Annotated in this window: 22 protein-coding genes; 14 read left to right on the forward strand and 8 right to left on the reverse strand. The window is 47.0% G+C overall.

Annotated features, from left to right (window positions below; genetic code table 11):
* Positions 1-29: 29 nt before the first annotated feature.
* Positions 30-443, reverse strand: coding sequence for a hypothetical protein (locus CMR00_08370; GenBank protein PIO47785.1), 414 nt, complete (start codon positions 441-443; stop codon positions 30-32).
* 264 nt (positions 444-707) lie between these two features.
* On the opposite strand from CMR00_08370, the gene CMR00_08375 reads away from it, so the two are divergent.
* From CMR00_08375 to nadD, 10 genes are all read left to right on the forward strand, one after another.
* Positions 708-1,184 carry a (2Fe-2S)-binding protein gene (locus tag CMR00_08375; GenBank protein PIO47815.1) on the forward strand — a complete coding sequence of 159 codons (477 nt, stop codon included), beginning with the start codon at positions 708-710 and terminating at the stop codon, positions 1,182-1,184.
* Entirely contained in the window at positions 1,181-3,346 is a 2,166-nt protein-coding gene (locus tag CMR00_08380) for a hypothetical protein (protein ID PIO47786.1), read from the forward strand. Before CMR00_08375 ends, CMR00_08380 begins: the two co-directional genes overlap by 4 nt.
* A 125-nt stretch (positions 3,347-3,471) precedes the next feature.
* The gene (locus tag CMR00_08385; GenBank protein ID PIO47787.1) at positions 3,472-5,151 is read left to right on the forward strand and encodes a hypothetical protein; all 1,680 of its coding nucleotides are present in this window, start codon (positions 3,472-3,474) and stop codon (positions 5,149-5,151) included.
* 56 nt (positions 5,152-5,207) lie between these two features.
* Positions 5,208-5,480 (forward strand): hypothetical protein, encoded by a 273-nt coding sequence (locus tag CMR00_08390; GenBank protein ID PIO47788.1) that lies wholly within the window; start codon positions 5,208-5,210, stop codon positions 5,478-5,480.
* A 111-nt stretch (positions 5,481-5,591) separates the two neighbouring features.
* Positions 5,592-6,644, forward strand: coding sequence for a D-alanine--D-alanine ligase (locus tag CMR00_08395; GenBank protein PIO47789.1), 1,053 nt, complete (start codon positions 5,592-5,594; stop codon positions 6,642-6,644).
* 209 nt (positions 6,645-6,853) lie between these two features.
* On the forward strand, positions 6,854-8,179 hold the full coding sequence (locus tag CMR00_08400; protein PIO47790.1) for a 16S rRNA (cytosine(967)-C(5))-methyltransferase: 1,326 nt from the start codon (positions 6,854-6,856) through the stop codon (positions 8,177-8,179).
* A 155-nt stretch (positions 8,180-8,334) separates the two neighbouring features.
* Positions 8,335-10,035, forward strand: a complete 1,701-nt coding sequence (locus tag CMR00_08405; GenBank protein PIO47791.1) for a hypothetical protein — start codon at positions 8,335-8,337, stop codon at positions 10,033-10,035.
* Between the two features lie 3 nt (positions 10,036-10,038).
* Positions 10,039-10,632: a hypothetical protein gene (locus CMR00_08410; protein PIO47792.1), complete on the forward strand. Its 594-nt coding sequence runs from the start codon at positions 10,039-10,041 to the stop codon at positions 10,630-10,632.
* Between the two features lie 14 nt (positions 10,633-10,646).
* A complete protein-coding gene (locus tag CMR00_08415; GenBank protein ID PIO47793.1) occupies positions 10,647-11,558 on the forward strand; it encodes a hypothetical protein in 912 nt (303 codons plus the stop codon).
* Positions 11,559-11,564: 6 nt separating this feature from the next.
* The gene (nadD, locus tag CMR00_08420; GenBank protein ID PIO47794.1) at positions 11,565-12,176 is read left to right on the forward strand and encodes a nicotinate (nicotinamide) nucleotide adenylyltransferase; all 612 of its coding nucleotides are present in this window, start codon (positions 11,565-11,567) and stop codon (positions 12,174-12,176) included.
* Positions 12,177-12,226: 50 nt separating this feature from the next.
* On the opposite strand, the gene CMR00_08425 is transcribed toward nadD, so the two are convergent.
* On the reverse strand, positions 12,227-12,436 hold the full coding sequence (locus tag CMR00_08425; protein ID PIO47795.1) for a hypothetical protein: 210 nt from the start codon (positions 12,434-12,436) through the stop codon (positions 12,227-12,229).
* A 32-nt stretch (positions 12,437-12,468) separates the two neighbouring features.
* Here CMR00_08425 and CMR00_08430 point away from each other — a divergent pair, with 32 nt between their 5' ends.
* Positions 12,469-12,909, forward strand: coding sequence for a hypothetical protein (locus tag CMR00_08430; GenBank protein PIO47796.1), 441 nt, complete (start codon positions 12,469-12,471; stop codon positions 12,907-12,909).
* Complete coding sequence (locus CMR00_08435) at positions 12,900-13,190, forward strand: hypothetical protein (GenBank protein ID PIO47797.1); 291 nt, start codon at positions 12,900-12,902, stop codon at positions 13,188-13,190. Before CMR00_08430 ends, CMR00_08435 begins: the two co-directional genes overlap by 10 nt.
* A gap of 3 nt (positions 13,191-13,193) precedes the next feature.
* Here the strand turns inward: CMR00_08435 and CMR00_08440 are convergent, their stop codons facing one another.
* Both CMR00_08440 and CMR00_08445 read right to left on the reverse strand, forming a co-directional pair.
* Positions 13,194-14,648: a hypothetical protein gene (locus CMR00_08440; GenBank protein PIO47798.1), complete on the reverse strand. Its 1,455-nt coding sequence runs from the start codon at positions 14,646-14,648 to the stop codon at positions 13,194-13,196.
* Between the two features lie 38 nt (positions 14,649-14,686).
* A complete protein-coding gene (locus CMR00_08445; GenBank protein ID PIO47799.1) occupies positions 14,687-15,328 on the reverse strand; it encodes a hypothetical protein in 642 nt (213 codons plus the stop codon).
* A 64-nt stretch (positions 15,329-15,392) separates the two neighbouring features.
* On the opposite strand from CMR00_08445, the gene CMR00_08450 reads away from it, so the two are divergent.
* Together CMR00_08450 and CMR00_08455 are read left to right on the forward strand one after the other, a co-directional pair.
* Positions 15,393-16,409: a hypothetical protein gene (locus CMR00_08450; protein PIO47800.1), complete on the forward strand. Its 1,017-nt coding sequence runs from the start codon at positions 15,393-15,395 to the stop codon at positions 16,407-16,409.
* Positions 16,410-16,436: 27 nt separating this feature from the next.
* Positions 16,437-17,663 carry a transferase gene (locus CMR00_08455; protein ID PIO47801.1) on the forward strand — a complete coding sequence of 409 codons (1,227 nt, stop codon included), beginning with the start codon at positions 16,437-16,439 and terminating at the stop codon, positions 17,661-17,663.
* 19 nt (positions 17,664-17,682) lie between these two features.
* Here CMR00_08455 and CMR00_08460 read toward each other — a convergent pair whose 3' ends face one another.
* From CMR00_08460 to CMR00_08475, 4 genes are read right to left on the reverse strand one after another with little or no spacing between them, the layout of a single operon-like run.
* Positions 17,683-18,711 carry an aerotolerance regulator BatA gene (locus CMR00_08460; GenBank protein PIO47802.1) on the reverse strand — a complete coding sequence of 343 codons (1,029 nt, stop codon included), beginning with the start codon at positions 18,709-18,711 and terminating at the stop codon, positions 17,683-17,685.
* Positions 18,704-19,630 carry a hypothetical protein gene (locus tag CMR00_08465; protein ID PIO47803.1) on the reverse strand — a complete coding sequence of 309 codons (927 nt, stop codon included), beginning with the start codon at positions 19,628-19,630 and terminating at the stop codon, positions 18,704-18,706. Before CMR00_08465 ends, CMR00_08460 begins: the two co-directional genes overlap by 8 nt.
* A 40-nt stretch (positions 19,631-19,670) precedes the next feature.
* Positions 19,671-20,555 (reverse strand): DUF58 domain-containing protein, encoded by an 885-nt coding sequence (locus CMR00_08470; protein PIO47804.1) that lies wholly within the window; start codon positions 20,553-20,555, stop codon positions 19,671-19,673.
* Between the two features lie 2 nt (positions 20,556-20,557).
* The gene (locus tag CMR00_08475) at positions 20,558-21,193 is read right to left on the reverse strand and encodes a hypothetical protein (GenBank protein ID PIO47805.1); all 636 of its coding nucleotides are present in this window, start codon (positions 21,191-21,193) and stop codon (positions 20,558-20,560) included.
* Positions 21,194-21,210 lie beyond the last annotated feature (17 nt).

Below are 21,210 nucleotides of genomic sequence, written 5' to 3' on the forward strand. Positions count from 1 at the left end.
AACTTCTCTCCAACCCAGCTACATTCGAGTTATCTACAGCCCCTTCGCATAGCATATCCTAGTTCTCTGAGTTCTTTGTACATGTAGCGATTTTCCTGACGCACCTTTTGTCGGTCAACACCTGCGGCGCAGCTGGCGATGTTGTATTTCATTTTAGCCTCACGCCATGCTTTTAGCGCTGCTTCAATTGCGTCTTTGTTATCAGCCTTGATAGCACTGTGCAGGTTTTGACGAGCTTGTTGCATCTCACGCTGTGCATCGTGCAGATTAGCTTTCGTACCATACAGCTCACGCAGTTTTTCACGGCGCTCTTGTATTTGCTCTCGCAAGTCTTGCATTTCTTTAAGAATCTTCTCAGCGTCTTGTGCGCGTGCACCTTGCACCGCTGCACCAAACATCAAGGCTACCAAAACCAAAGAGAGAATTGTCGCTTTCATTGTCATACAAGTTTAAGTTGAAGATGACGATGTTAATTGTTACTACTACGGCTCACTTGTAAGACAAGCGTGCACAAAGGCAGGTTTAAACACCAGAGTTAGTCCAGCACTTTTTGCACTGCGCACACATGCGGCACTTCACATCAGAATGTGCATAGCGCAACAGTTTATCTTTCTACCTATATTGCGTTAATTTGTATCTAGCTTTGTCTAACATCATTGCGTCTAACATCATTGCACGTTGCGCCTTGAACTAATCAAACCTGAATGATGAAGTCTTTTACGCTAAGTATCAACCGTACCTCCTACACACTTACGCTGAATCCAGATATGCCACTGCTTTGGGTTCTGCGCGATGTTTTAGGCATGACTGGCACAAAGTTTGGCTGTGGCAAAGGCTACTGTGGGGCTTGCACGGTGCTTATTGATGGTGAGGCAGCAAAATCGTGCTCACGCCCTGTTTCAATGGTTGCAGGAAAATCTATTACCACGATTGAGGGACTCTCGCCTGATGGCACTCACGCTTTGCAGCAAGCCTGGATTTTGGAAGATGTGCCACAATGCGGCTATTGCCAACCTGGACAAATTATGGCTGCTGCAGGTCTCTTGAACGAAAAGAAAAATCCTACTGATGCCGATATTGATGAAGCCATGAGTGGCATATTATGTCGCTGTGGGGCTTATCAACGCATTCGTGCCGCAATTCATCGCGCTGCAAAATTGCAAGATCATGGAGGACTTAAATGAGCAAAGTTCATCAAACGCCTGATACGATCTCATTTGATACGTGCTCGAGTGTTTCTCGACGTGACTTTCTGAAAATTCTCTCTCTTGCTGGCACAGGCTTTGCACTTGGGTTTTACTTACAGTCTGACGACAAGCATCAACTCTTTGCATCACACTTACCTGCTGCTACATTTGAACCCAATGCATGGCTGCGCATTGAAACTGATGGGAGTATTGTTGTTACACTTGGCAAAGTTGAAATGGGACAAGGTGTGCATACCGCTTTGCCCATGATTTTAGCTGAAGAACTCGATGCCGACTGGAAAAAAGTCCGTGCCGAGCAAGGTGATGCGCATGAAAAATACGGACGCATGGCGACGGGCGGCAGTGCCAGTGTGCGCACCAATTGGGAGATACTTCGCAAGGCAGGTGCCGCTGCACGCCAAATGCTGCTTTCAGCAGCCGCCAAAGCATGGGGTGTGCCTGAAAAAGAGTGCCGCACTGAAAATGGTTTTGTTTTGCATGTCAGTGGCAAGCAGATGAGTTACGGTGAACTTGCACCGCTTGCGGCTAAGCTCCCTGTGCCACAACATCCACCTTTGAAAGATCCGCAGCATTTCAAACTTATCGGCAAGCCTACACTGCGCCTCGATACCCTTGATAAGGTTACCGGTCGTGCCACATTTGGCATTGATGTAAGGGTGCCGAATATGTTCGTTGCTGTTGTGGAGCGGTGTCCTGTGTTTGGTGGCAGAGTAAAAAGTGTGGACGACAGAGCTGCAAGAAAATCAGCGGGCATCAAGCATGTGCTTCAAATTAAGTCGGGTGTGGCGGTCGTAGCTGATGGATATTGGAATGCCATGCAGGCACGAGAGAAACTTAAAATCAAGTGGGATGAAGGCGAGTTTGCAAAGCAAAGCAGCGAGCAAATCCGCAAGTTGCGTATCTTGCTTGCTCAAAGCAAAGGCGCGGTAGCAAAATCAATTGGCAATGCTGAAAGTGTGATTGCGCAAGCTCAAAAGAAATTGCTCAATGTGATCTATGAAGTTCCGTACTTAGCTCATGCACCAATGGAACCACCTGCCGCAGTTGCAAGTGTCGAGCCTGACAGGTGTGAAATCTGGGCACCCACGCAAGTGCCAGAGCGAGTGCAAAGTCTTGCTGCCGATATTACAGGCTTGCCAAAAGACAAAGTTATTGTGCATACTACCTTTTTAGGCGGCGGGTTTGGGCGCAAACTTTATCCTGATTATGTCAGCGACGCAATCGAGATTTCAAAAGCCATTAAGGCACCTGTGAAAGTCATCTGGTCGCGTGAAGATGACATTCAGCACGATCTGTATCGTCCTTCTACTTACAATCTCTTCAGCGCGGCACTCGATGCGCAAGGCAACATCGCTGCTTGGACGCATAAAATTGTGGGAGATGCCTTGAATGCTTCGCACCCTAAAGACACCGTTGAGGGTGCCGCTGTTGAAGGTGCACAAAATGTGCCTTACCGAATTCCAAATTTTCATGTTGAATGGGTGATGCATAATCCGGGTGTGCCGACTGGCGCATGGCGTTCTGTTGGCAGTTCACAAAATGCCTTTGTTACCGAGTGTTTTATCGATGAATTAGCACATTTAGCTGGCAAAGATGCGTTTGAATTTCGGCGGGATTTGCTGACAAACAAGCGTCTTAAAGCTGCGCTGGAACTTGCCGCTGAAAAAGCAGGCTGGGGCACACCATTGCCCGCTGGCATTTATCGTGGCATCGCATGCCACGAGTCGTTCCGAAGTGACGTGGCAGAAGTTGCAGAAGTCTCCGTCGATAAACAAACAGGTGAAGTAAAAGTACATCGTGTTGTAGTAGCGATTGACTGCGGCATTGTTGTCAATCCGCTCTCGGCTGCCGCGCAGATGGAAGGTGGCGTTATAGATGGACTTTCATGTGTTTTCAAACGTGCCATTACCATTAAAGACGGACGTGTTGAGCAATCGAATTTTGGGGATTATGATTCGCTGCGTATCCATGAAGCGCCCAAAGTAGAAGTTTATTTTGTACCTAGCACTGAAGCACCAACTGGCACAGGTGAGCCCGGCTTGCCACCTGCTATTCCTGCAGTCTGCAACGCTATTTTTGCTGCCACTGGCAAGCGCATTCGCAAACTGCCGATTTCACCAGATGATCTAAAAGCCTAACATTCTGCTTGGTTTGTAGTGTGTTTCCCAAAATCGAGGCGCAATTTTTTGTGCACGCTTTGCTGCACAACCCATATCGTTTTTGATAAGGTTTGCATTCTTTTAAGGCTTTCTAAACTGCAACGATGCAAAACGAGATTTGGCTTTTACTTCTCTTAGGATTTTGCCTCATACTCACACTTACAGGCATCTGGCTTTATCATCGTGCTCAAACCGCACTAAGAGAACACGAAAAGATACAGTGGTGGCTACAGGAGCAAGTGGAGCGAACCGTACACAACGAACAATTGCTCTCACATTTACCCTTCTTTCTTGTTGTGCATACCGATACAGAGATTTGTTTTTGCAATGACGCAGCATTAGGCTTCTTCGGCAAAAGCAGTTTCTCGCAAGTTGTCGGTAAACCGCTTTCCTCGTTTGCAATTCCATCAGATCAACCTTTGTTAGATGAGTTTATCAAGTCTGCGCTCAAACAGACGCAAGAGACAACTTTGCCTAAAAAAATTTTCTGTTTCCAAACGCCGTCAGGCAGTGCTCGTTTGCAGTTACTTGTCAGCGTTGTCATGAGCAAGCAGCCAATACTTATCATTGCCGCTGACATTGTTAAGCCAGCCATCTCTTCTGCCGAGCAGAATAGTATGCTCTACGAGCTTTGGGAGCCTCATCAAAAATTAGAAGCCGCATGTGCACTTGTCAGCGGTATTGCCTACGAGTTCAATCTTATCTTCAATGATTTAGATCTGCTGATGCGCAACGCCAAAACGCACCTCAGTAACAGCGAGGCGCTTCAACAAGCACTTTTAGCTATTGAAACCAAAATTCAAAATGGACTTGCAACCGTAAAGTGGATTTCTAACCTTGTCAATGCAGCAGATGTGCCATTTTCCAAACTTTCGCTCTGGTCTATTGTTGAAAATGCACATTGCCTTTTGAGCTCCACACTCTCAAGCTACTTTTCGCTCAAACTCACACACGACACGAAGTGCGATGAAATCTATGGCAGCGAAACTCTGCTTCAACAACTGATTCTTAATCTTACTACCGCTGTTCAAGGTATTCTTCCGGCTTGCAACAAGGTTGCCCTTGAAGTCTGCGAACCGCTCTCTCTTCCAATATCCTCATTTTTTGGGCTGCAGAACCCCTCACAGTATGTTGCGCTTATTATCGGTGATGCCGCCGGTTCATCAGGTGCTCCTGTCGTTATGATTGATCCAGCACAGTTTGCTAAAGAGCATGGTCAAAGTTTTGGACTGAGCTTGCTGATTGCACTCAACATCGTCAAGATGCACCATGGCTTTATGGGTGCGCAATATGAACCTCGACGCAGGCTTCGCTTCATCATGCTTTTTCCGTTAGTAGACTTGACCAGCACAACGCTTGAAGTTAAGCAGACTTCAGTCTCTCTCTCACCTCCTTTCAGGCGACTTTCACCCGAGCACCGCAACACAATTTTGATTGTCGATGATGAACAGTATTTGTGCGAGATTATGAGTCGCGCCCTCCATTCGGCGGGCTATACGCCGCTTACCTTCACCAACAGCCATGATGCCCTCAAGACCATCCTAACCATGCGTGATGAAATTGACCTTTGCATTTTTGATTTGACTTTACCTGAAATAAATGGCGAAGAGCTTTCTTACTTTGTGCATAAAGAAATACCGAATCTGCCTATTATCATTGCTTCAGGCAGCATTGAACCTGCCTATCAGCATCGGTTGGAACGCAGTGGTGTTACCGCCTTTATTACGAAGCCGTTCTCGCTCAAAACTCTACTTCAGACAGTCGCATCAGCTATGGCAAATTGATGCTACAAAGGCAAAAAAAGTTGTAAATTTGTAAATATTTGTTACAAAAAATTTTTATGTCTGATACCTCATCATCAGAAAAAGACACCTCTGCTCCGAGACGCTCCAAGTGGCTTTGGGGACTTTTGGGGCTTGCTTCCGTAGCAGCAATTAGCCTGGTTGTCTCACGGTCGGCGACCTCCAAATCTTCCAAAGTCTCTCGCCCGCTGAGCGATTTACAACTGATCAACCGCATTGATGCTGCACTCTCACAGGCTGGCATTAGCGGCGTCGAAGTCTACCTGCGCCAGCAAAAAAGTCGTGCTTATTGCTTTGCCCGATTGCCGTGAAGAACTTCAGCGTGCGGTCGATGTTGTGCAGCACATTGAGGGTGTTCAACTCATTGATGCACTCATTCGTGATACCACGATATTTTCTGATTCTGCGGCAAAGTCATAATTATGCGCGTCGCTCTACTCTATAATCAGAAACCCGACTCTCTTTCCGCCGCGAGTCGATACGCATGTGATGAATTTGCTGAGTGGGATAATGCTGAAACGATTGCGGCTGTCGCTGACGCCCTGCGCACCCATCCGCTTGTCTCAGACATTGTCTTGATTGACTGCCATCCCAATCGCATTCTTGCTGTTGTCGAGACCTTACAACACTCTAAGCCCGACATTTGCTTTAACATTGTCGAAGGTATTGGCTTACCGAGTCGTGAGGCACAGATTCCGGCACTGCTCGACCTGATGGGGATTCCCTACACAGGCTCCGACCCCCTGACACTTTGCCTTACACTCGATAAAGCCCGCACAAAAGAAATCTTGACCTATCACAACATTCCTACGCCAGCCTTTTGGCTCGTTTCTTCTTTCAGTGAGATTGCTACATTTGCAGCACGTGCTCACACCTATCCTCTCATCGTCAAGCCTCTGCATGAAGGCTCAAGCAAAGGCGTCTTCGAGCGCTCCGTTGTTACGACACCCGAAGAACTCTCTGCTCAACTGCATGAAGTGCTCACGGTCTATAAGCAACCTGCACTCGTTGAGGCATTTCTTTCTGGACGAGAGTTCACCGTAGGCTTGCTTGGCAATGGCGAGTGCGTTGAGGTTTTACCCATCGTTGAAATCACCTTTGAGCATCTGCCCGCTAGCTCACGCAAGATTTATTCTTATGAAGCAAAGTGGCTATGGGACGACCCCAGTCATCCTGTCGATGTGTTTCGCTGTCCAGCACCCCTCACGCATGAACTTGCCGAGCAAATCTCTGCGCTTTGCAAACGCGCTTATGCTGCGCTGCGCTGCCGTGATTGGGCACGCATTGATGTTCGCCTCGATGCGCACGGTACCCCGCACATTATTGAAATCAATCCACTACCCGGTATCTTACCTAATCCTGATGAACACTCTTGCTTGCCAATGGCAGCGCGACAAGCTGGACTATCATACGCCCAACTCATTCAGCGCGTTTTGGATGAGGCGGTCAAACGCTGTGCGCCCCGTCAACTCTGAAATTGCAAACTCCCGATTTTGTCGTAAATTTTTAGTTACAATCTGAAATATGTGGGAAGTAGGACAGGAATACAGAGCAAAGTAAGCAGACAAGACGAATAATTTGAGCCGTTTATTGATACAATGTCTGAAACGCGCTGGCTCCTTTTTACTTCTGCAGTTTCAGGTAATTAGGGATACATTCAGCAAGGCAAAACGTTATCACATTTATGACAGCACGTGAAATCGCCGTCAAGGTCTTGAAGGACGTTGAAACTGGCAAAGCTAAGTCCGATACCATTATCAATAATTATTTCAATCAGTCTTCGCTAGAGCGCCTTGACAAGGCGTTTGCTATGGAAATGGTTTATGGTACCTTGCGTGAGCGCGCGAAGATCGATCACATCATTCAGCAGTTCTACAACCACGACTACCAAAAAATGGATGTCGACATTCGCAACATTCTGCGAATCGGCGTCTATCAGCTTTTTTACCTTACGAAAGTGCCAAAGTGGGCTGCAGTTAATGAATCCGTCGAGCTTGCCAAGAAATTGAAAAATCAATTTTTGGGGAACTTGGTCAACGGTGTGTTGCGCAACATTTCCAACAACATTGAAACAATTAATTTTAAGGTCAAAGGTGGGACATTTGCCGACCAAATTGCGCTGCAGTACTCACATCCCAAATGGCTCCTAGCGCGCTGGCTTACACGCTTTAGCCTGCAAGAAGCGCAAGATTTAATGAGCGCTAACAATACACCACCGACAATCAGTTTTCGCATCAATCCTCTGAAGACCACGCTTGCCGAGGTTGAGCAGATGCTGAGCGAGAAGCAAGTGCACTACAAGAAATCTTTGCTTGAGAATTTTCTTATCCCTGAAAAGTTCTTCGACATGGAAGAACTTCTGAAAATGGGATATGCTTCGGTGCAAAGCGAAGCGCAAGCTATTGCATGCATGCTCTTAGGTGCTAAGCCGGGTGATCAAATTTTGGATATGTGTGCAGCTCCGGGTGGCAAGTCAACTTTCCTTGCTGAACAGATGCGCAACACGGGCAAAATTCTCGCCCTCGATCTCTATGGCAATAAACTGCAAGACATCTCTCGGCTGGCTACGACACTTGGCATTTCTATCATTGAAACTGCCAAACAGGATGCGCGTCTATTCCAAACCGAAGAAAAATTCGATCGCGTCTTACTCGATGCGCCATGTTCAGGGACAGGCGTGCTCTCACGTCGTGCAGAACTTCGTTGGCGACTTTCTCCAAATGATATCACTACACTGGCAAAAACACAGCGCGAGCTGCTCAATAATGCGACGCGTCTTGTGAAAGATGAAGGCATTATTGTCTACTCGACTTGCTCGATTGAGCCAGAGGAAAATCAGCAACTTGTCAATGCCTTTCTCTATGACCGTCCCGATTGGATGATTCAAGACGCCAGAGAAGTGTTACCAACAGCACTGCATCACTTGGTTAATCCACAAGGTGCAGTGGAAATTCTTCCGCATATCCATCATCTAGATGGTGCGTATGCCGTGCGCTTTATACGCCGATAATCTTGTCAGACACTGCACTTTAGACAGCGAACGCTACAAACGGTTTTCTGTATACTCCATGTCGTTGTGTAAGGCGATGTATGCACGGTTTCATCGCTGTTACTGGTATTCCTCTTATCACACTGCAGTTTTCTCAACCGTAAGGTTTTGCGTAAATTTTTAGCCTAAATTGCATTTTTCTAAAAACCAACTTGGTAACTAAACTGCAACGACGCTTGTCCCGACTAGCCACATTTTTTGTTGCTATTCTGCTTGTTTTTGCAACATTTTTCCCACGCTCGCTTCAGGCAGGCGGCGAGACCTTTCCTGCTGGGCACTGGGCATACGATATTATTGATCAGCTTATTGTGCGTGGCTATCTGACACGGCTTTACGACGTGGCACGTCCGTATGAACGCGTCGATGTAGCACGCGCAATTTTAGAGACTGATAAATTCACTATTGAAGACCGTGTAACGCTTTGGCTCTTCAACAAATTAGAGCAAGAACTGGACGATGAATTAGGCTGGCTGCGTGACGAGGTCTTTCCAAAAGCTGCGGTTCGCATCGCTGCACGTCCTGAATTGATTGTAGAGCGACGCGAAGGTCCCCGCCCTGACTTGCAACTGCCGCCCGAAAATCAGAGCGGTATTGACCTGCGCCCTCGCTTTCGTGGACGCGGACGGCTTTCACTTTACTTCGATCGTGATTTCGTGATCTACAATGCCTCGATTGTGCAACAAGCTGGCGTCTTTGACCTCGTGCCTGCTCGCCCGTACGCTGGGGCAACTGCATACACCGAACAAGCATTTTTTGCCTACCACGGCGAGCTTTTTCGCGTCAAGCTCGGGCGCGATTACGTCAATTGGGGATATGGTCGCTATAGCCTCAGTCTTTCTAACACAGCAGGTCCGCTCGATCAGCTCATGCTTCAACTTAATACGAAAACGCTACGCTTCACTTACATCATTGCGATGCTCGATAAGGTGGAGTATCGAGAAGAAGGGACACCCTCTGGTGCTATCCAAAGTTACGCTGAGCGCTATCTGACCGCTATTCGCTTCGATCTCAACCTCTTTTCTAGCAAACTGCGCTTGGGCTTATGGCAAGGCGTGCTTTATGGCGGACGCAATCGCTCGCTGGACCTGCGCTACATCAATCCTTTTTCGGTCATTTACGGCGAGCAGTTCAACCAAAGAGAAGAAATCAACCCGATTGTTGGTGCAGACTTGAGCATCTTCCCATTCAACGGGATTAACATCTATGGCAGTTTCGTTGTTGATGATTGGCAGTTCAATATCGTCGATCAAACTGCGCTTGAGCCAAACTTATGGTCGGGTCAAATTGGTATTCGTGCAGCAAATGTGCTCTATCCGCTCGGCATCTATGGCACTGATGCCTTCATTGAAATTTCTCGAGCAATCAACCGCACCTACCATCAACGTCAATTCAATCGCTACCAGCGCTGGATTTTCAATACCAATCCGCTTGCACACCCACTTGGTACAGATTTTGAGTCGCTGGAACTTGGGCTTTCACACTGGGCATTCAAGCAGTTTCGTGTCTCGGCAAGCGTGCTCTTCGTTGGCAAAGGCGAGGGCAGTCTCTACGGTCCATTCACCGAACCATGGCTCGATACTACACGATACAATCTTCAAACGGGCTACAGTGAACCTGCGCCCTTTGGCATTGTTGAGCGGCGCACCGCCCTGACCATTGGATTTTTCTATCAACCTTCTAATGCCTTCAATGCGGAGCTCAACCTCACACCTGTTTGGCGTTACAACGCAAATAACATCGAAGGTGCGCGTCTTAATGATTTTCAAATCTTTTTACGTGTGCTATTTGAAATTCAACCAGTTTTGAGCCTATTCTGACCTATGGTGCAACTCGTCTTAGCACTGCTCTTTGTCTGCCCCGTTTTCGAGATTTATGCGCAACCTAAACCCAAACTCACCAGTGCGGTTTTTGCCGACCTCTATGCTGAGCATCTTGTCCAAACCCTTTTGCAACGTGCTGTGCCCCAAACTCTGCTCTTTACACCTGCGCCCGCTTACACTTTTCAAGGCTTGCTTGATGCTGCACTTCAAAGCCACCTGCTCGCTGCAGGCTTTACTCTCTACGAGCGCGAGACACTCGACTCCCAAGATTATGCCGTACTTGATGCACGTGCTGTAGAAGCGAATTTCTCCTACCAATTTTTGAATGATGCGCAAGTGCTGCGCAAATTTGAACTCTACTTGGAGTGTAAGGCTGTTAGCGCGCAGCGGCAAACGTTGCTTGTGCATGCTCGCACAATTGCTTTTCAGGACACGGTGCACACATATGAACTTGTCGAGAGCGAAGACAAACGCTTTACGGAGACATTCAAGCCTGAACTGCCCTCATTTTGGGAGCGTGTGGCAATGCCCGCAGCTATCGTGGGAGCAATTGGAATTATTGTATTTTTATTTTTTAGTGTCAGAAGCCGATAGATTTAATTGACGATATGCTTTCATCATTTCGCATAGCTTGCACCTTGTTTTGCTTGGGCTTAGCTCTTGCAGCTATAGGGTGTAGCACACAGCGCATCATATTTGACGAATCTCTCAAAGGTCGCTTCGAGTATGCAAAATCGCTCTATGAGCAGAAAGACTATTATGCCGCGCAGCTCGAGTTAAATAAACTTATCTATACCAGCCGTGCCACGGAATATGAAGATGATGTACAGTTTTACTTAGCACAAAGCTACTTCTTTTACGGTCAGTATCTTCTTGCTGCAGAAGCCTATCAGACACTTTTGCGCAATATTCCATCTTCGCCATATAGCCGAATTGCATCTTTCCAAATTGCAATGTGCTATTACAAACTTTCTCCTGTGCATAGCTTAGACCAAGAGTATAGCCGCCGCGCAATTGCACAATTTCAAAGTTACATTGACACCTACCCTGTACCTGACTCGGCGCGTATCGCCCGTGAAATTCAAGATTTACGCCTATTAGCTGCAGATGCTCCTGATTCTGCGCGTCGTGCAACTTATGAAGCACTTATTGGACGCTTGCAAGCGCAACTCGGTGAGCTCGACACACTGCGGCTTGCCGAAGAAAAAATTATGGAGTGCCGCAATAAACTTGCTCTCAAAGCGCTTGATGCAGCCAAGCAGTATATTCAACTGCGTGCTTATCGCGCCGCCACACTCTACTTCGATGAAGTGCTCACGAGCTATCCCGATAGCCCTTACTACGAAGAAGCCCTGCTGGGCAAGATTGAAACGTTGATTGTGCGCGAGCGTTGGAGTGAAGCCGAAGATGAAATTGAACGATATGAGGAAAAATTTCCTGATAAAAAGTATAAAGTCGAAGGTGCAAAAGCATTTGTTAAAGAACAACTCCTGCAAAGCAATCAAACGACTATTAGGTAGCTAGCCTTGTCATCTATCGTCTTGTTTGGTGGCACATTTGATCCGCCACACCTTGGTCATCTTGCACTTTGCACACTGACGCGAGAACTTCTCCAACCTGACAAAGTGATTTTGAGCGTCTCGCGCAATCCGCTCAAATCTGGGACAACCGCCAGCGATCAACAACGCTTCGAGATGGTCTCACTCTTAGTAGAAGAGCTCAATGAAACCGGCAATTGCTTCATGGCTAGCGACTGGGAACTCAAGCAGAATGATCCTTCTTACACACTCGAGACCTTGCAATATCTTGCCATGCAATACCCAAACGCTAAGCTGCTTTTAGCTATTGGCGAAGACAATTACCGCATTTTTTCAAAATGGAAATCGCCCGATAAGATTCTGGATATGGCTGAACTTGTTGTCTTCTCACGTCAGCTGCAGCCTAATACACCTTCACTTTTGCCTGAATTTCCAAATGCCAAACTGCATTTTATCAAATTAGATTTGCCGATTTCATCAACAGCGCTGCGTCTCGAGCTTGCTCAGCCTGAACGCCGTCAACTTACTTTTCGCAAAATGCCTTCGCTGATTGCACGCTATATTAGTGCGCATAACTTATATCTTAGCGTTGAAGCTTAGAGTGCTGTAATACTTGCCTTGATATGCCGTGCAATTTTGCGTAGTTTGCTTCAAAACAATTTCACATGCCACGCTTTCATACGCTGCTGACAATCTTGCTCATTGCTTTCGCACCCTCTGCTCATGCTCAGACCACCACGTTTGAGTTTCTTCGACTCGATCGCAGTGCACGCATCGCTGCGCTTGGCGGCAATAGTGCTTCTCTTGCGCACGACATCAACAGTTTTTTCAAAATCCTGCCGTGCTGGATTCAACGACACACAAACAAGCCGCCTTTAGCTTTCAAAAACATTTGCTCGATATCAATTCAGGATTTCTTGCCTATGGACGCCAAATTGAAAACATTGGAGATTTTGGTGCAGGTATCACGTTTGTCAGTTATGGCAGTTTTGATGAAACTGATGAGATAGGCAACACCACAGGCACGTTTTCAGCAACTGATCTTGCATTGCATCTTGCTTACTCGCGCAAATTACAACGCTTCGGCTTTGGGTCTTTGCGCGCTGGCATCGGCGTCAAGTTTATTTTCTCAGGCATTCAAAATTTTCGTTCCACCGCGCTGGCACTTGACGCAGGACTGCTGCTCTTGATTCCCTCGGAAGACCTGCACATTGGGCTTGCGCTTATCACTCTTGGCACTCAACTTTCCACCTTTGATGGTGCATCGGAAGCACTTCCGCTCGATGTGCGCTTTAGTGTAAGCAAAAACTTGAAGGCTTACCTTTGGAACTGACACTCGGCTTTATCCGCCTTGCTGACGCCAGTGAGTCGTTTCTTTCACGTTTTCGCAATTTTACGATTGGTGGGGAATTTACGATTACCGATGCAGTCAAACTCCGCTTTGGCTATAGCAACTTGCAGCGTCAAGACCTCACACTTACAGGCACATTAGGACTTGCCGGGCTCTCGGCTGGCTTAGGCATTGCTATTGAGCGCTTCAAGTTCGATTATGCTTTTTCATCGCTGGGCGTACTCGGCGGCTTGCACCAACTTACACTCATCACCTTACTTTGAAGATTAGAACGGCACATCATCCTGTGCATTACTTTCTTGTGTTGAAGCCGACTTTTTCTTTTCGAGTTGGCGCGCTGGCGCACTCAGCGCACTGGGCGGTGTGTTTGCTTTCACTAACAGCAGTTTCTCATATACTTCTTCGGGCAAAGCTGCAAGAAAGCGTGAAGGATTACCGAAGTACTCCTCTTGGGCAAATCCTGAGCATACAATCGGGTAGGAAATGTAAAGGTAGTCTTTTGCACGTGTAAGTGCTACATAGAGCAGGCGCAATTCCTCATCTAACTGTTCCGCACTGCCTACTGCATATCGCGATGGAAGAATGCCATCAAGCACATTGATAAGGAAAACAGCTGTCCACTCTAATCCTTTTGCAGAGTGAATTGTGGAGAGCACAAGCGGGGCTTCATCTTTCTGCACAGCTTTTGTCTCCATCGCGGAAAGGTCAATCGGGTCTAGGGCTAAATCAGCAAGCAATTCATCGAGCGATATATAATTGAGCAAAATCGCAAGAAAGTTCTCGAGGTCTTTTTGGCGTTTGGGGTAATCTTCAAAATAACATTGGCGCATGAGAGGTAAGTAGTACTGATAAATTTTCTCGGCTTTGTCTATGAGATTGCTCTGCCGAGTAGTCAGTGTTGCAAAAAGTTCAGCCAGTTGGCGCAGTGCTTCAAGATATTTTGGTGAGAGACTTGCTGTATCGACGCGGTAAGGATCGGGGGCGGTTTTTATCCACTCCGTAATGTCCTGTGCCGTCTTTGGTCCAATGCCGGGCAAGAGTTTCAAAATGCGATTCCAGCTTAGTACATCTTTGGGATTGTGCAACAGTTTGAGATAGGCTACAAAATCTTTGATGTGCGCCGCCTCGGTGATTTTCTGTCCGCCATACTTGACAAAAGGAATGTTGCGTCGGCGCAATTCAAGCTCAAGGTCAAACGAATCACGGCTATTGCGCATTAGTACAGCCATCTGATTGAGTGCAATACCTTCTTCGCGCAATTCCAGAATGCGCTGCGCAATGAACTTAGACTGAAACATTTCGTTCGGGGCATGCACAATAGCAGGATAGTCGCCGTCAAGTTTGGTTGTGGTGTAGAGCCGCTTTGCAAATTTTTCTTTGGCTTGTGCTATGACAGCATTGGTCAGCTCAAGGATGCGCGATGTGCTGCGGTAATTTTCTTCGAGTTTGATAATGCGGCAGTTTGCAAATTGCTTTGGAAAATTAAGAATGTTGCGATAATCCGCACCACGAAAGGAATAAATTGATTGTGCGTCATCGCCGACAGCCATCACATTGCCATGTACTTCACAGAGCAGGCGCACCATTTCAGCTTGCACCTTGTTTGTGTCCTGATATTCATCGACCATGATATAGCGCAATGCACTGCTGATGCGGGCACGCACATCGGGATACTCCATCAGCAGTTCTGCTGTCAAGGTCAAAAGGTCATCATAATCCACAAGCGCATTAGTGCGTTTGTACTCACGGTATGCGGCAGCTACTTTCTTAATATCTTCAGCCAGAGACAGAAAGTGCGGATAACTCTCTTCCAGAATCGCCTCAATGGAGAGATTTCGATTCGCTGCTGCACTAATGATGCTTTGAAGGGTATTTTTTTGGGGAAGCGTTTTTGTGTCAGAGTTTTCTTGTGATAGCCTAATGCTGTGCGCACAATATCAATCACATCTTCAGCATCGCTTTGGTCGAGCACGGTAAAATTATCTGCCAATTTGATATGTGAGCCATATTGACGCAGGAGCTTATGTGCGTAAGCGTGAAAGGTGCCACCCAGAATTTGCGCACTCTGCACACCTGCTAATGCTGCCGCACGATTCATCATTTCTTCAGCGGCGCGGCGCGTGAAAGTCAGCAGCAAAATCGACTGCGCTGGCACACCTGCCTCAATCAGATAGGCGACACGATAGGTCAGCGTCTTAGTCTTGCCTGTACCTGCACCAGCAATCGCCAGCACTGCACCTTGCGTTGTACGTACTGCTTCTAACTGCGCTGCGTTCAAGTCTTTTTCATATCTTTCTAAGCGTACGCAAGAGGCAGGCTGCTCTGCAAACGAATCGTTTGATAAAATAAACTTGCGTGTTGGCATATTCTCATCAGTTAAAATGCGAAAATACAGATTCACACATTAGTTTTGTGCAAAACTTTCAACCGTGTTACTTCTTCTTTCAACCTTGCATTGTCAATCTATGCGCGAAAAATTCTTGTCAGAATTAGACTCTCCTCAATCTTTGCCCTCGCCTCACTCCAAACATAGCGCTGCCACTGCTCAGGCTACACGCCGTTACTGGTTTATTCTGAACCCTGCTGCCAATCGCGGTAAGGCAAAAGAGAAGGTGAAACCTTTGCAGCAAACGCTGAAAGCTAAGCAAGTCGATACTACCATTCAACTGACGACACAGCCCAATGAGGCAACAGACTTTGCGCGCGCTGTTAAGTCTTCGGTTGATATTGTTGTCGCTTGCGGGGGCGACGGCACCTTCAATGAAACAGCGCAACCGCTTATTCATTCCGAAACTGTACTCGGCTGCATACCGATAGGCTCGGGCAATGACTTTTACAGCAATCTTTCAGGCAACACTGCACCGCGCAAAGTGCCGCTTGAAACTGCGGTTGAAAAAGTTTTGAATACTGCAACATGCATGATTGACACTGGCACCGTGCACTTTGAGCAGAACGGCTCAAGTGTTAAACGCGCTTTTTTGAATTCGCTTGGCATTGGCTTCACGGGCGAAATTGCGCGTATTGCCAAGCAAGTGCCGCATGTGCGTGGCGATCTGATTTATCTTTATGCCTTGTGGGTTGTCGGTCGTACATATCGTGCCGTACCGATGACCATAGAACTGCATACGCCCAGCGGCGTAGAGACAATTACAGAAAGCGTCTTTGCTCTTATGATTGGCAATGGCAAACGCGAAGGGGGCAAGTTTTGGATTACGCCTGAAGCAGAAATGAACGACGGCTGGTTAGATATTTGTATCTTGAAAGAATTTCCAATATGGAAATTGCCTCGTTGGGTATTTGCATTTATGCGTGGTCGTCATATTCACACCTCACAAGTGATTTACACTAAAATCAGCAGAGCCATAATTCATCTCTCGCGCCCTGAGTCTATGCACTTAGATGGCGAAGTCTATGAACAAGTCAGTCAGTCTGTTCAAGTCAGCGTCGTACCGCAGTCGCTGCGTGTCGTTGCAGTCTCTTAGTTACTTCTTGAGTTTCATCGTACCGCTATGCAAGTTATGCTTTTCGAGGATGATGCTGTCCTCAAATTCACGCCGCTACTTCATCTCAAACCGATTTACGAACTCACGCTGGGCATGCGCACCTTGCGTGAAAAGTTCGAAGTCGCACTGTCTTCTCTTCCACTCTCGCTGCACATGCGTGCTGCACTTGCACCATACTGGCGTACAGTTTTGACAGACTATGCTATCAACACCTTTACCCAGAACGATGTGCTGTTTCTCAATGGGCGCGTGATTTGCGACAAACCCTTTGCGCAAAAGGTTCTAAGCGGTGCTTTTGAGTTTGGTAAAGCGTACTTCAATGGCGGACAGCTTATTGCTTTTCGCACAAATCCTCACGAGCTTTTTGGTGATTCTCCACCTGAACTTATTGATGCTAAAATGATTGCCGAACGCTTTTCAAGCACGCAGGTTGATTGTCGCTACATTGCTTTTATGTGGGATTTAGTACGCCTGCATCCAGAGGAATTTCGCCGTGAAGCGATGCAGTGCAAGGATTTTGGAAAAGTTGAAGGCACAGTGCATCCACGCGCTATTCTCGTCGATGAGTCGCGCATTTATGTGGGGCGTGGCGCGCAAGTTCGTGCAGGTGCAGTTTTAGATGCAACGGAAGGATACATTTATGTGGCTCCAAACGCTAAAATCTTCCCGAATGCAGTGCTCATGAATTATGTCATGATTGGTGAAAGTGCCACTGTCAAAATTGGCGCCAAGCTCTACGATTATGTCTATGTCGGTGCGTTTTCAAAAGTTGGCGGAGAAGTTGAAGGCAGTATCATAGAGCGCTATACAAATAAGCAACATGAAGGGTTTCTTGGGCACTCCTACATTTCCAGTTGGTGCAACTTGGGTGCTGATACCAACACCTCGGACCTCAAAAACAATTACAGCACCATTCGTATGAATGTTGGCGGCAAAGAGATTGATACGAAGATGCAATTTTTGGGTTTGATTATGGGTGAGCACTCAAAGTGTGGCATCAACACCATGTTCAATACGGGCACTGTGGTCGGCATGAGCTCGAACATTTTTGGTGCTGGGTTTCCACCCAAGACCATTGGTTCATTTCAATGGGGAGGCGCCGACGGCTTTGTTCGTTACGATTTAGATAAAGCGCTGGAAGTTGCACGCACTGTGATGAAACGGCGCAATGTTACGCTTACACCTGACTATGAAACACTCTTTCGTGCTGCATACACAAAAGAATTCTGTTAGCATGCGCTTTATCTTTCAATTATGGCACTTTGCGAAAGCGCGTGTGAGCCAGCAGCAGTTCAATTGCTAGAAAAATTAAGGCGGGTGCAAGAAATTGTGCAAACTCTTCTTTGTATTCTACATAAGTTTCTACTTCGACTTTTGTTTTCTCGAGTGCATCAATTTCGTTGTAAATTTTCTTTAAGCTCTCGTAGTCTGTTGCGCGAAAGTATTTTCCACCCGTCAGTTCAGCAATGCGTGTGAGTGTTGCGTCATCGACATCGACCTTGACACGCATGTATCGTTTGCCGAAAAGTGGATCTTCAAAAGGATAGTTTGCGTAGCCTTGTGTGCCTGCACCTACCGTGTAAATCTTGATGCCTAAAGCTGCCGCAAGTTCTGCTGCTGTAATGGGCTCAATTTCTCCCGCGTTGTTTTGTCCATCGGTGAGCAAAATAATCAGTTTGGTTTTAGCCTTAGAGTCACGCAACCGATTCGTTGCTGTCGCAATTGCCATACCGATTGCTGTGCCATCCTCGTCTAACATTCCGGCTTTGAGTTTGGCAATGAACGACTTGAGCAGATTATAGTCGAGCGTCAGCGGACACTGCGTAAAACTTTGTCCAGCAAACACCACTAAGCCAATGCGATCGCTTATGCGATTGTTAATGAATTCAATAGCAACATCCTTAGCTGCTTCAATGCGATTTTTCGGCTCAAAGTCTTCGGCAAGCATGGAGCCTGAGAGATCAATGACTAAGATGATGTCAATTCCTTCGGCGTAGATGATTTGCTTTTGATTCTCTAGGCGCGGTCGCGCAAGTGCCACAATCAACAATGCCAGCGCCATTAAGCGCAGGAGCGTTAGGCTATGGCGAAAAGATTTGACTGAAAACATGCTTTTGTGTGCCTCTGCCACTTGACGCACATCTGAAAAAATCAGGGTCGCTACTTTTCCTGTTCTCTCTCGATGCCACTGCCAAAATGCAAGCAGCGGCAGAGTCAACAAAAGCCAAAACGCCTCTGGGTTTTGAAATGAAAACTCTCTTTGAAAAAACATCTCAAACATGATTGCGCAGCGTTGGACGGTTTGATAAATCTGGGGTTTGGCTTGGTCGAGCAATCTCAATAATTTGAAATGCTACACTTAAACTTTCTTTGGCTTCACTTACGGTCGGCTGAAACTTTGCAAATTTTACAAGATCGGCTTTCTCAAGCAGGCTCTTAACACGCTCAGCTTCTTCTTTCGGTCTCTTTGCTTGCAGTATCGCATCAATTTCTGATGTCGATTGCTCCATTGCTGGAAAGCCATAATGGCGCTCCAAAAATTCTCGTACTGCGTCGCTTATCGCACTGTAATAGATTTTGAAGTCGTTCTGAGAGTTTAGTGTGATCTCTTCAAGCCCTTTCAATTTTGCCAAGGCCACTTCGTACGGTGTCAGCGCTGGTGCTTGCACAGGTGCAGGCGCTCGAGTACGCCAATAGCGCACAAGGAAATAAATTCCTATTGCGAACGCAAGCAGCAGAGCGCCGCCTGTAAGATATACCCACAGCGGTATGGGCACACTGCGCACAGGTTTGATGTCTGCAATGTCTTTGCGCGCCGTATCTAATACAGATTTGACATACACGCTTTTCCTTTCTAACACGATGGAGTCTTGTTGCTGTGTTTCTTGATCAAGATACGCCACAGAAATTGCGGGCACGGTCTGCATGCCTGTATCGAAGACCGTGAGCGTGTAGCGGATTTTTTCGAGAATCAAATTTTCTCGTGCTTCTGCTGGCAGCATTTCTACTTGGCGAATTTCAAATGGAGAAAACACTGTGCTATCGGAGAGCTGCGGATAGTTCAGACGTATTGAGCTTTTCTTTAAGACATTGAGTGTGTAGAAAATGTTGTCGCCAATGGTGCAAGTGTCAGGCGCAATCGAGAGCGTTGTTATCGGCTGCTGTGCATGGAGTGGTATGGCTATGGCAATGACACTCATTAGGCTAAGCACCAGTGCCGTTAGCGTTGCACTTTTGGTTTTATTGACGCAGTTCACGCTGTCGGAAGAAGTTTGTGAGCGGTTTGATGTAGGACCTATCGGTTGAGACTTGCACCATATCGATTTGTAAGCGTTGTAATTGCGCTTTGCGATTAGCGTGTATCTGCAACATGCGACTCTCATAACTTTTTAGAAACGCTTCATCGAAGGTATCGACAAGATAACACTCGCCGGTTTCTGCATCTTCGAGTTCTAACAGTCCGACCTGAGGCAGAGAAAATTCTCTTGGGTCAGTGATATGAATGACCACGAAATCGTGTTTTTTGTTAATGAGTTTCATTTTCTCGATATACTGCGAATCCATCAGGTCGCTGACGAGAAAGACAATTGCACGGCGCTTAAGTGCGCGTGTTGCAAAATCAAGTGCTGCGGCAATGTTCGTGGTTTTACCTTTGGGCTTGAAGAAGAAAATTTCGCGCAGGATTCGCAGCACGTGTGTTCTGCCTTTGCGCGGGGCGACAAACTTTTCGATACTATCGGTGAAGATAATCAAGCCCACTTTATCGTTGTTCTTGATTGCGCTGAAGGCAAATGTGGCACAAATTTCCGCAGCAAGGTCGCGCTTGGATTGATGGGCTGTGCTAAACATGCCTGAGCCCGACGCATCGAAGAGAATCATTAGCGTTTGCTCGCGCTCTTCTTCATAGACCTTGATAAAGACATCATCGCGCCGCGCCGAGACATTCCAATCGATTGCTCTGACATCATCGCCAAATTGATACTCGCGCACTTCCGCAAACTCCATCCCCTTGCCTTTGAAAGCTGAGTGATACTCACCGCTGAAGATGTTATTGACAAGCCCGCGTGTACGAACTTCAAGCTCACGGACTTTTTTGAAAACTTCTTTCGGGAGTGTCTCTGGCATTCTTACCTCACTTTTTCTTTTTGTCTTTGCGCTTCTTTGCGTCTTTTTTTCTTCTTGCTTTTTGCTTTGCGTGTTTTTTTGTCGTCCTCGTTTTTGGCTATGATTACATCAGCAGGGGCATAGCGTGGCGCTGATTGTACACGCTCTACTTCAGGTTGTCGCCCCATGATTTTCGCCACCATGTTTTGGCGATACTCCACGGCTAAACGAAACGCTTCAGCTTCGCCATACTTTGCAATGGAGAACGACTTTGTTTTCACCTTGTTCGGCTCCGGATTCCAACTTGCTGCGTAATAATGACGCGCTACGCCATTTTTGCCTTTGCTTGTGAGCCGATAGACCCCTACCACGCCCGTTGCCGTGTTGCGCGAACTGACGCTACGTGTTCTACGGCGCTGGCTTAGCGACTCAATGCCCAGCGTTTTGCCAAGTTGTTTGCGGTATTTGCGCGCAGCTTTGAGGGCTTTTTTTGCACCCCCATACACCCCATCGCTGAAGAGTTTGGTGTAGGTTGTGCCTTGATGGTGTAGTCGCATTAGCCAGCCGTGTGTATTGCGATGATCAACACGTGTAACTCCCGGCTCGGATTGAAGTTTTAAGAATTTTTCAGGCTGCTGTTTTTTTGCTTTTTTCGTCACAGTAAAGGATGCAATTG

Source organism: [Chlorobium] sp. 445 (genome assembly GCA_002763895.1).
Taxonomy (GTDB): domain Bacteria; phylum Bacteroidota; class Chlorobiia; order Chlorobiales; family Thermochlorobacteraceae; genus Thermochlorobacter.

What these genes read in the sequence shown, in the direction of transcription:
- CMR00_08370 (PIO47785.1), bottom strand. Translation starts at nt 443, where the DNA reads ATGACAATGAAAGCGACAATTCTCTCTTTGGTTTTGGTAGCCTTGATG.
- CMR00_08375 (PIO47815.1), top strand. Translation starts at nt 708, where the DNA reads ATGAAGTCTTTTACGCTAAGTATCAACCGTACCTCCTACACACTTACG.
- CMR00_08380 (PIO47786.1), top strand. Translation starts at nt 1,181, where the DNA reads ATGAGCAAAGTTCATCAAACGCCTGATACGATCTCATTTGATACGTGC.
- CMR00_08385 (PIO47787.1), top strand. Translation starts at nt 3,472, where the DNA reads ATGCAAAACGAGATTTGGCTTTTACTTCTCTTAGGATTTTGCCTCATA.
- CMR00_08390 (PIO47788.1), top strand. Translation starts at nt 5,208, where the DNA reads ATGTCTGATACCTCATCATCAGAAAAAGACACCTCTGCTCCGAGACGC.
- CMR00_08395 (PIO47789.1), top strand. Translation starts at nt 5,592, where the DNA reads ATGCGCGTCGCTCTACTCTATAATCAGAAACCCGACTCTCTTTCCGCC.
- CMR00_08400 (PIO47790.1), top strand. Translation starts at nt 6,854, where the DNA reads ATGACAGCACGTGAAATCGCCGTCAAGGTCTTGAAGGACGTTGAAACT.
- CMR00_08410 (PIO47792.1), top strand. Translation starts at nt 10,039, where the DNA reads ATGGTGCAACTCGTCTTAGCACTGCTCTTTGTCTGCCCCGTTTTCGAG.
- CMR00_08415 (PIO47793.1), top strand. Translation starts at nt 10,647, where the DNA reads ATGCTTTCATCATTTCGCATAGCTTGCACCTTGTTTTGCTTGGGCTTA.
- CMR00_08450 (PIO47800.1), top strand. Translation starts at nt 15,393, where the DNA reads ATGCGCGAAAAATTCTTGTCAGAATTAGACTCTCCTCAATCTTTGCCC.
- CMR00_08455 (PIO47801.1), top strand. Translation starts at nt 16,437, where the DNA reads ATGCAAGTTATGCTTTTCGAGGATGATGCTGTCCTCAAATTCACGCCG.
- CMR00_08460 (PIO47802.1), bottom strand. Translation starts at nt 18,711, where the DNA reads ATGTTTGAGATGTTTTTTCAAAGAGAGTTTTCATTTCAAAACCCAGAG.
- CMR00_08465 (PIO47803.1), bottom strand. Translation starts at nt 19,630, where the DNA reads ATGAGTGTCATTGCCATAGCCATACCACTCCATGCACAGCAGCCGATA.
- CMR00_08470 (PIO47804.1), bottom strand. Translation starts at nt 20,555, where the DNA reads ATGCCAGAGACACTCCCGAAAGAAGTTTTCAAAAAAGTCCGTGAGCTT.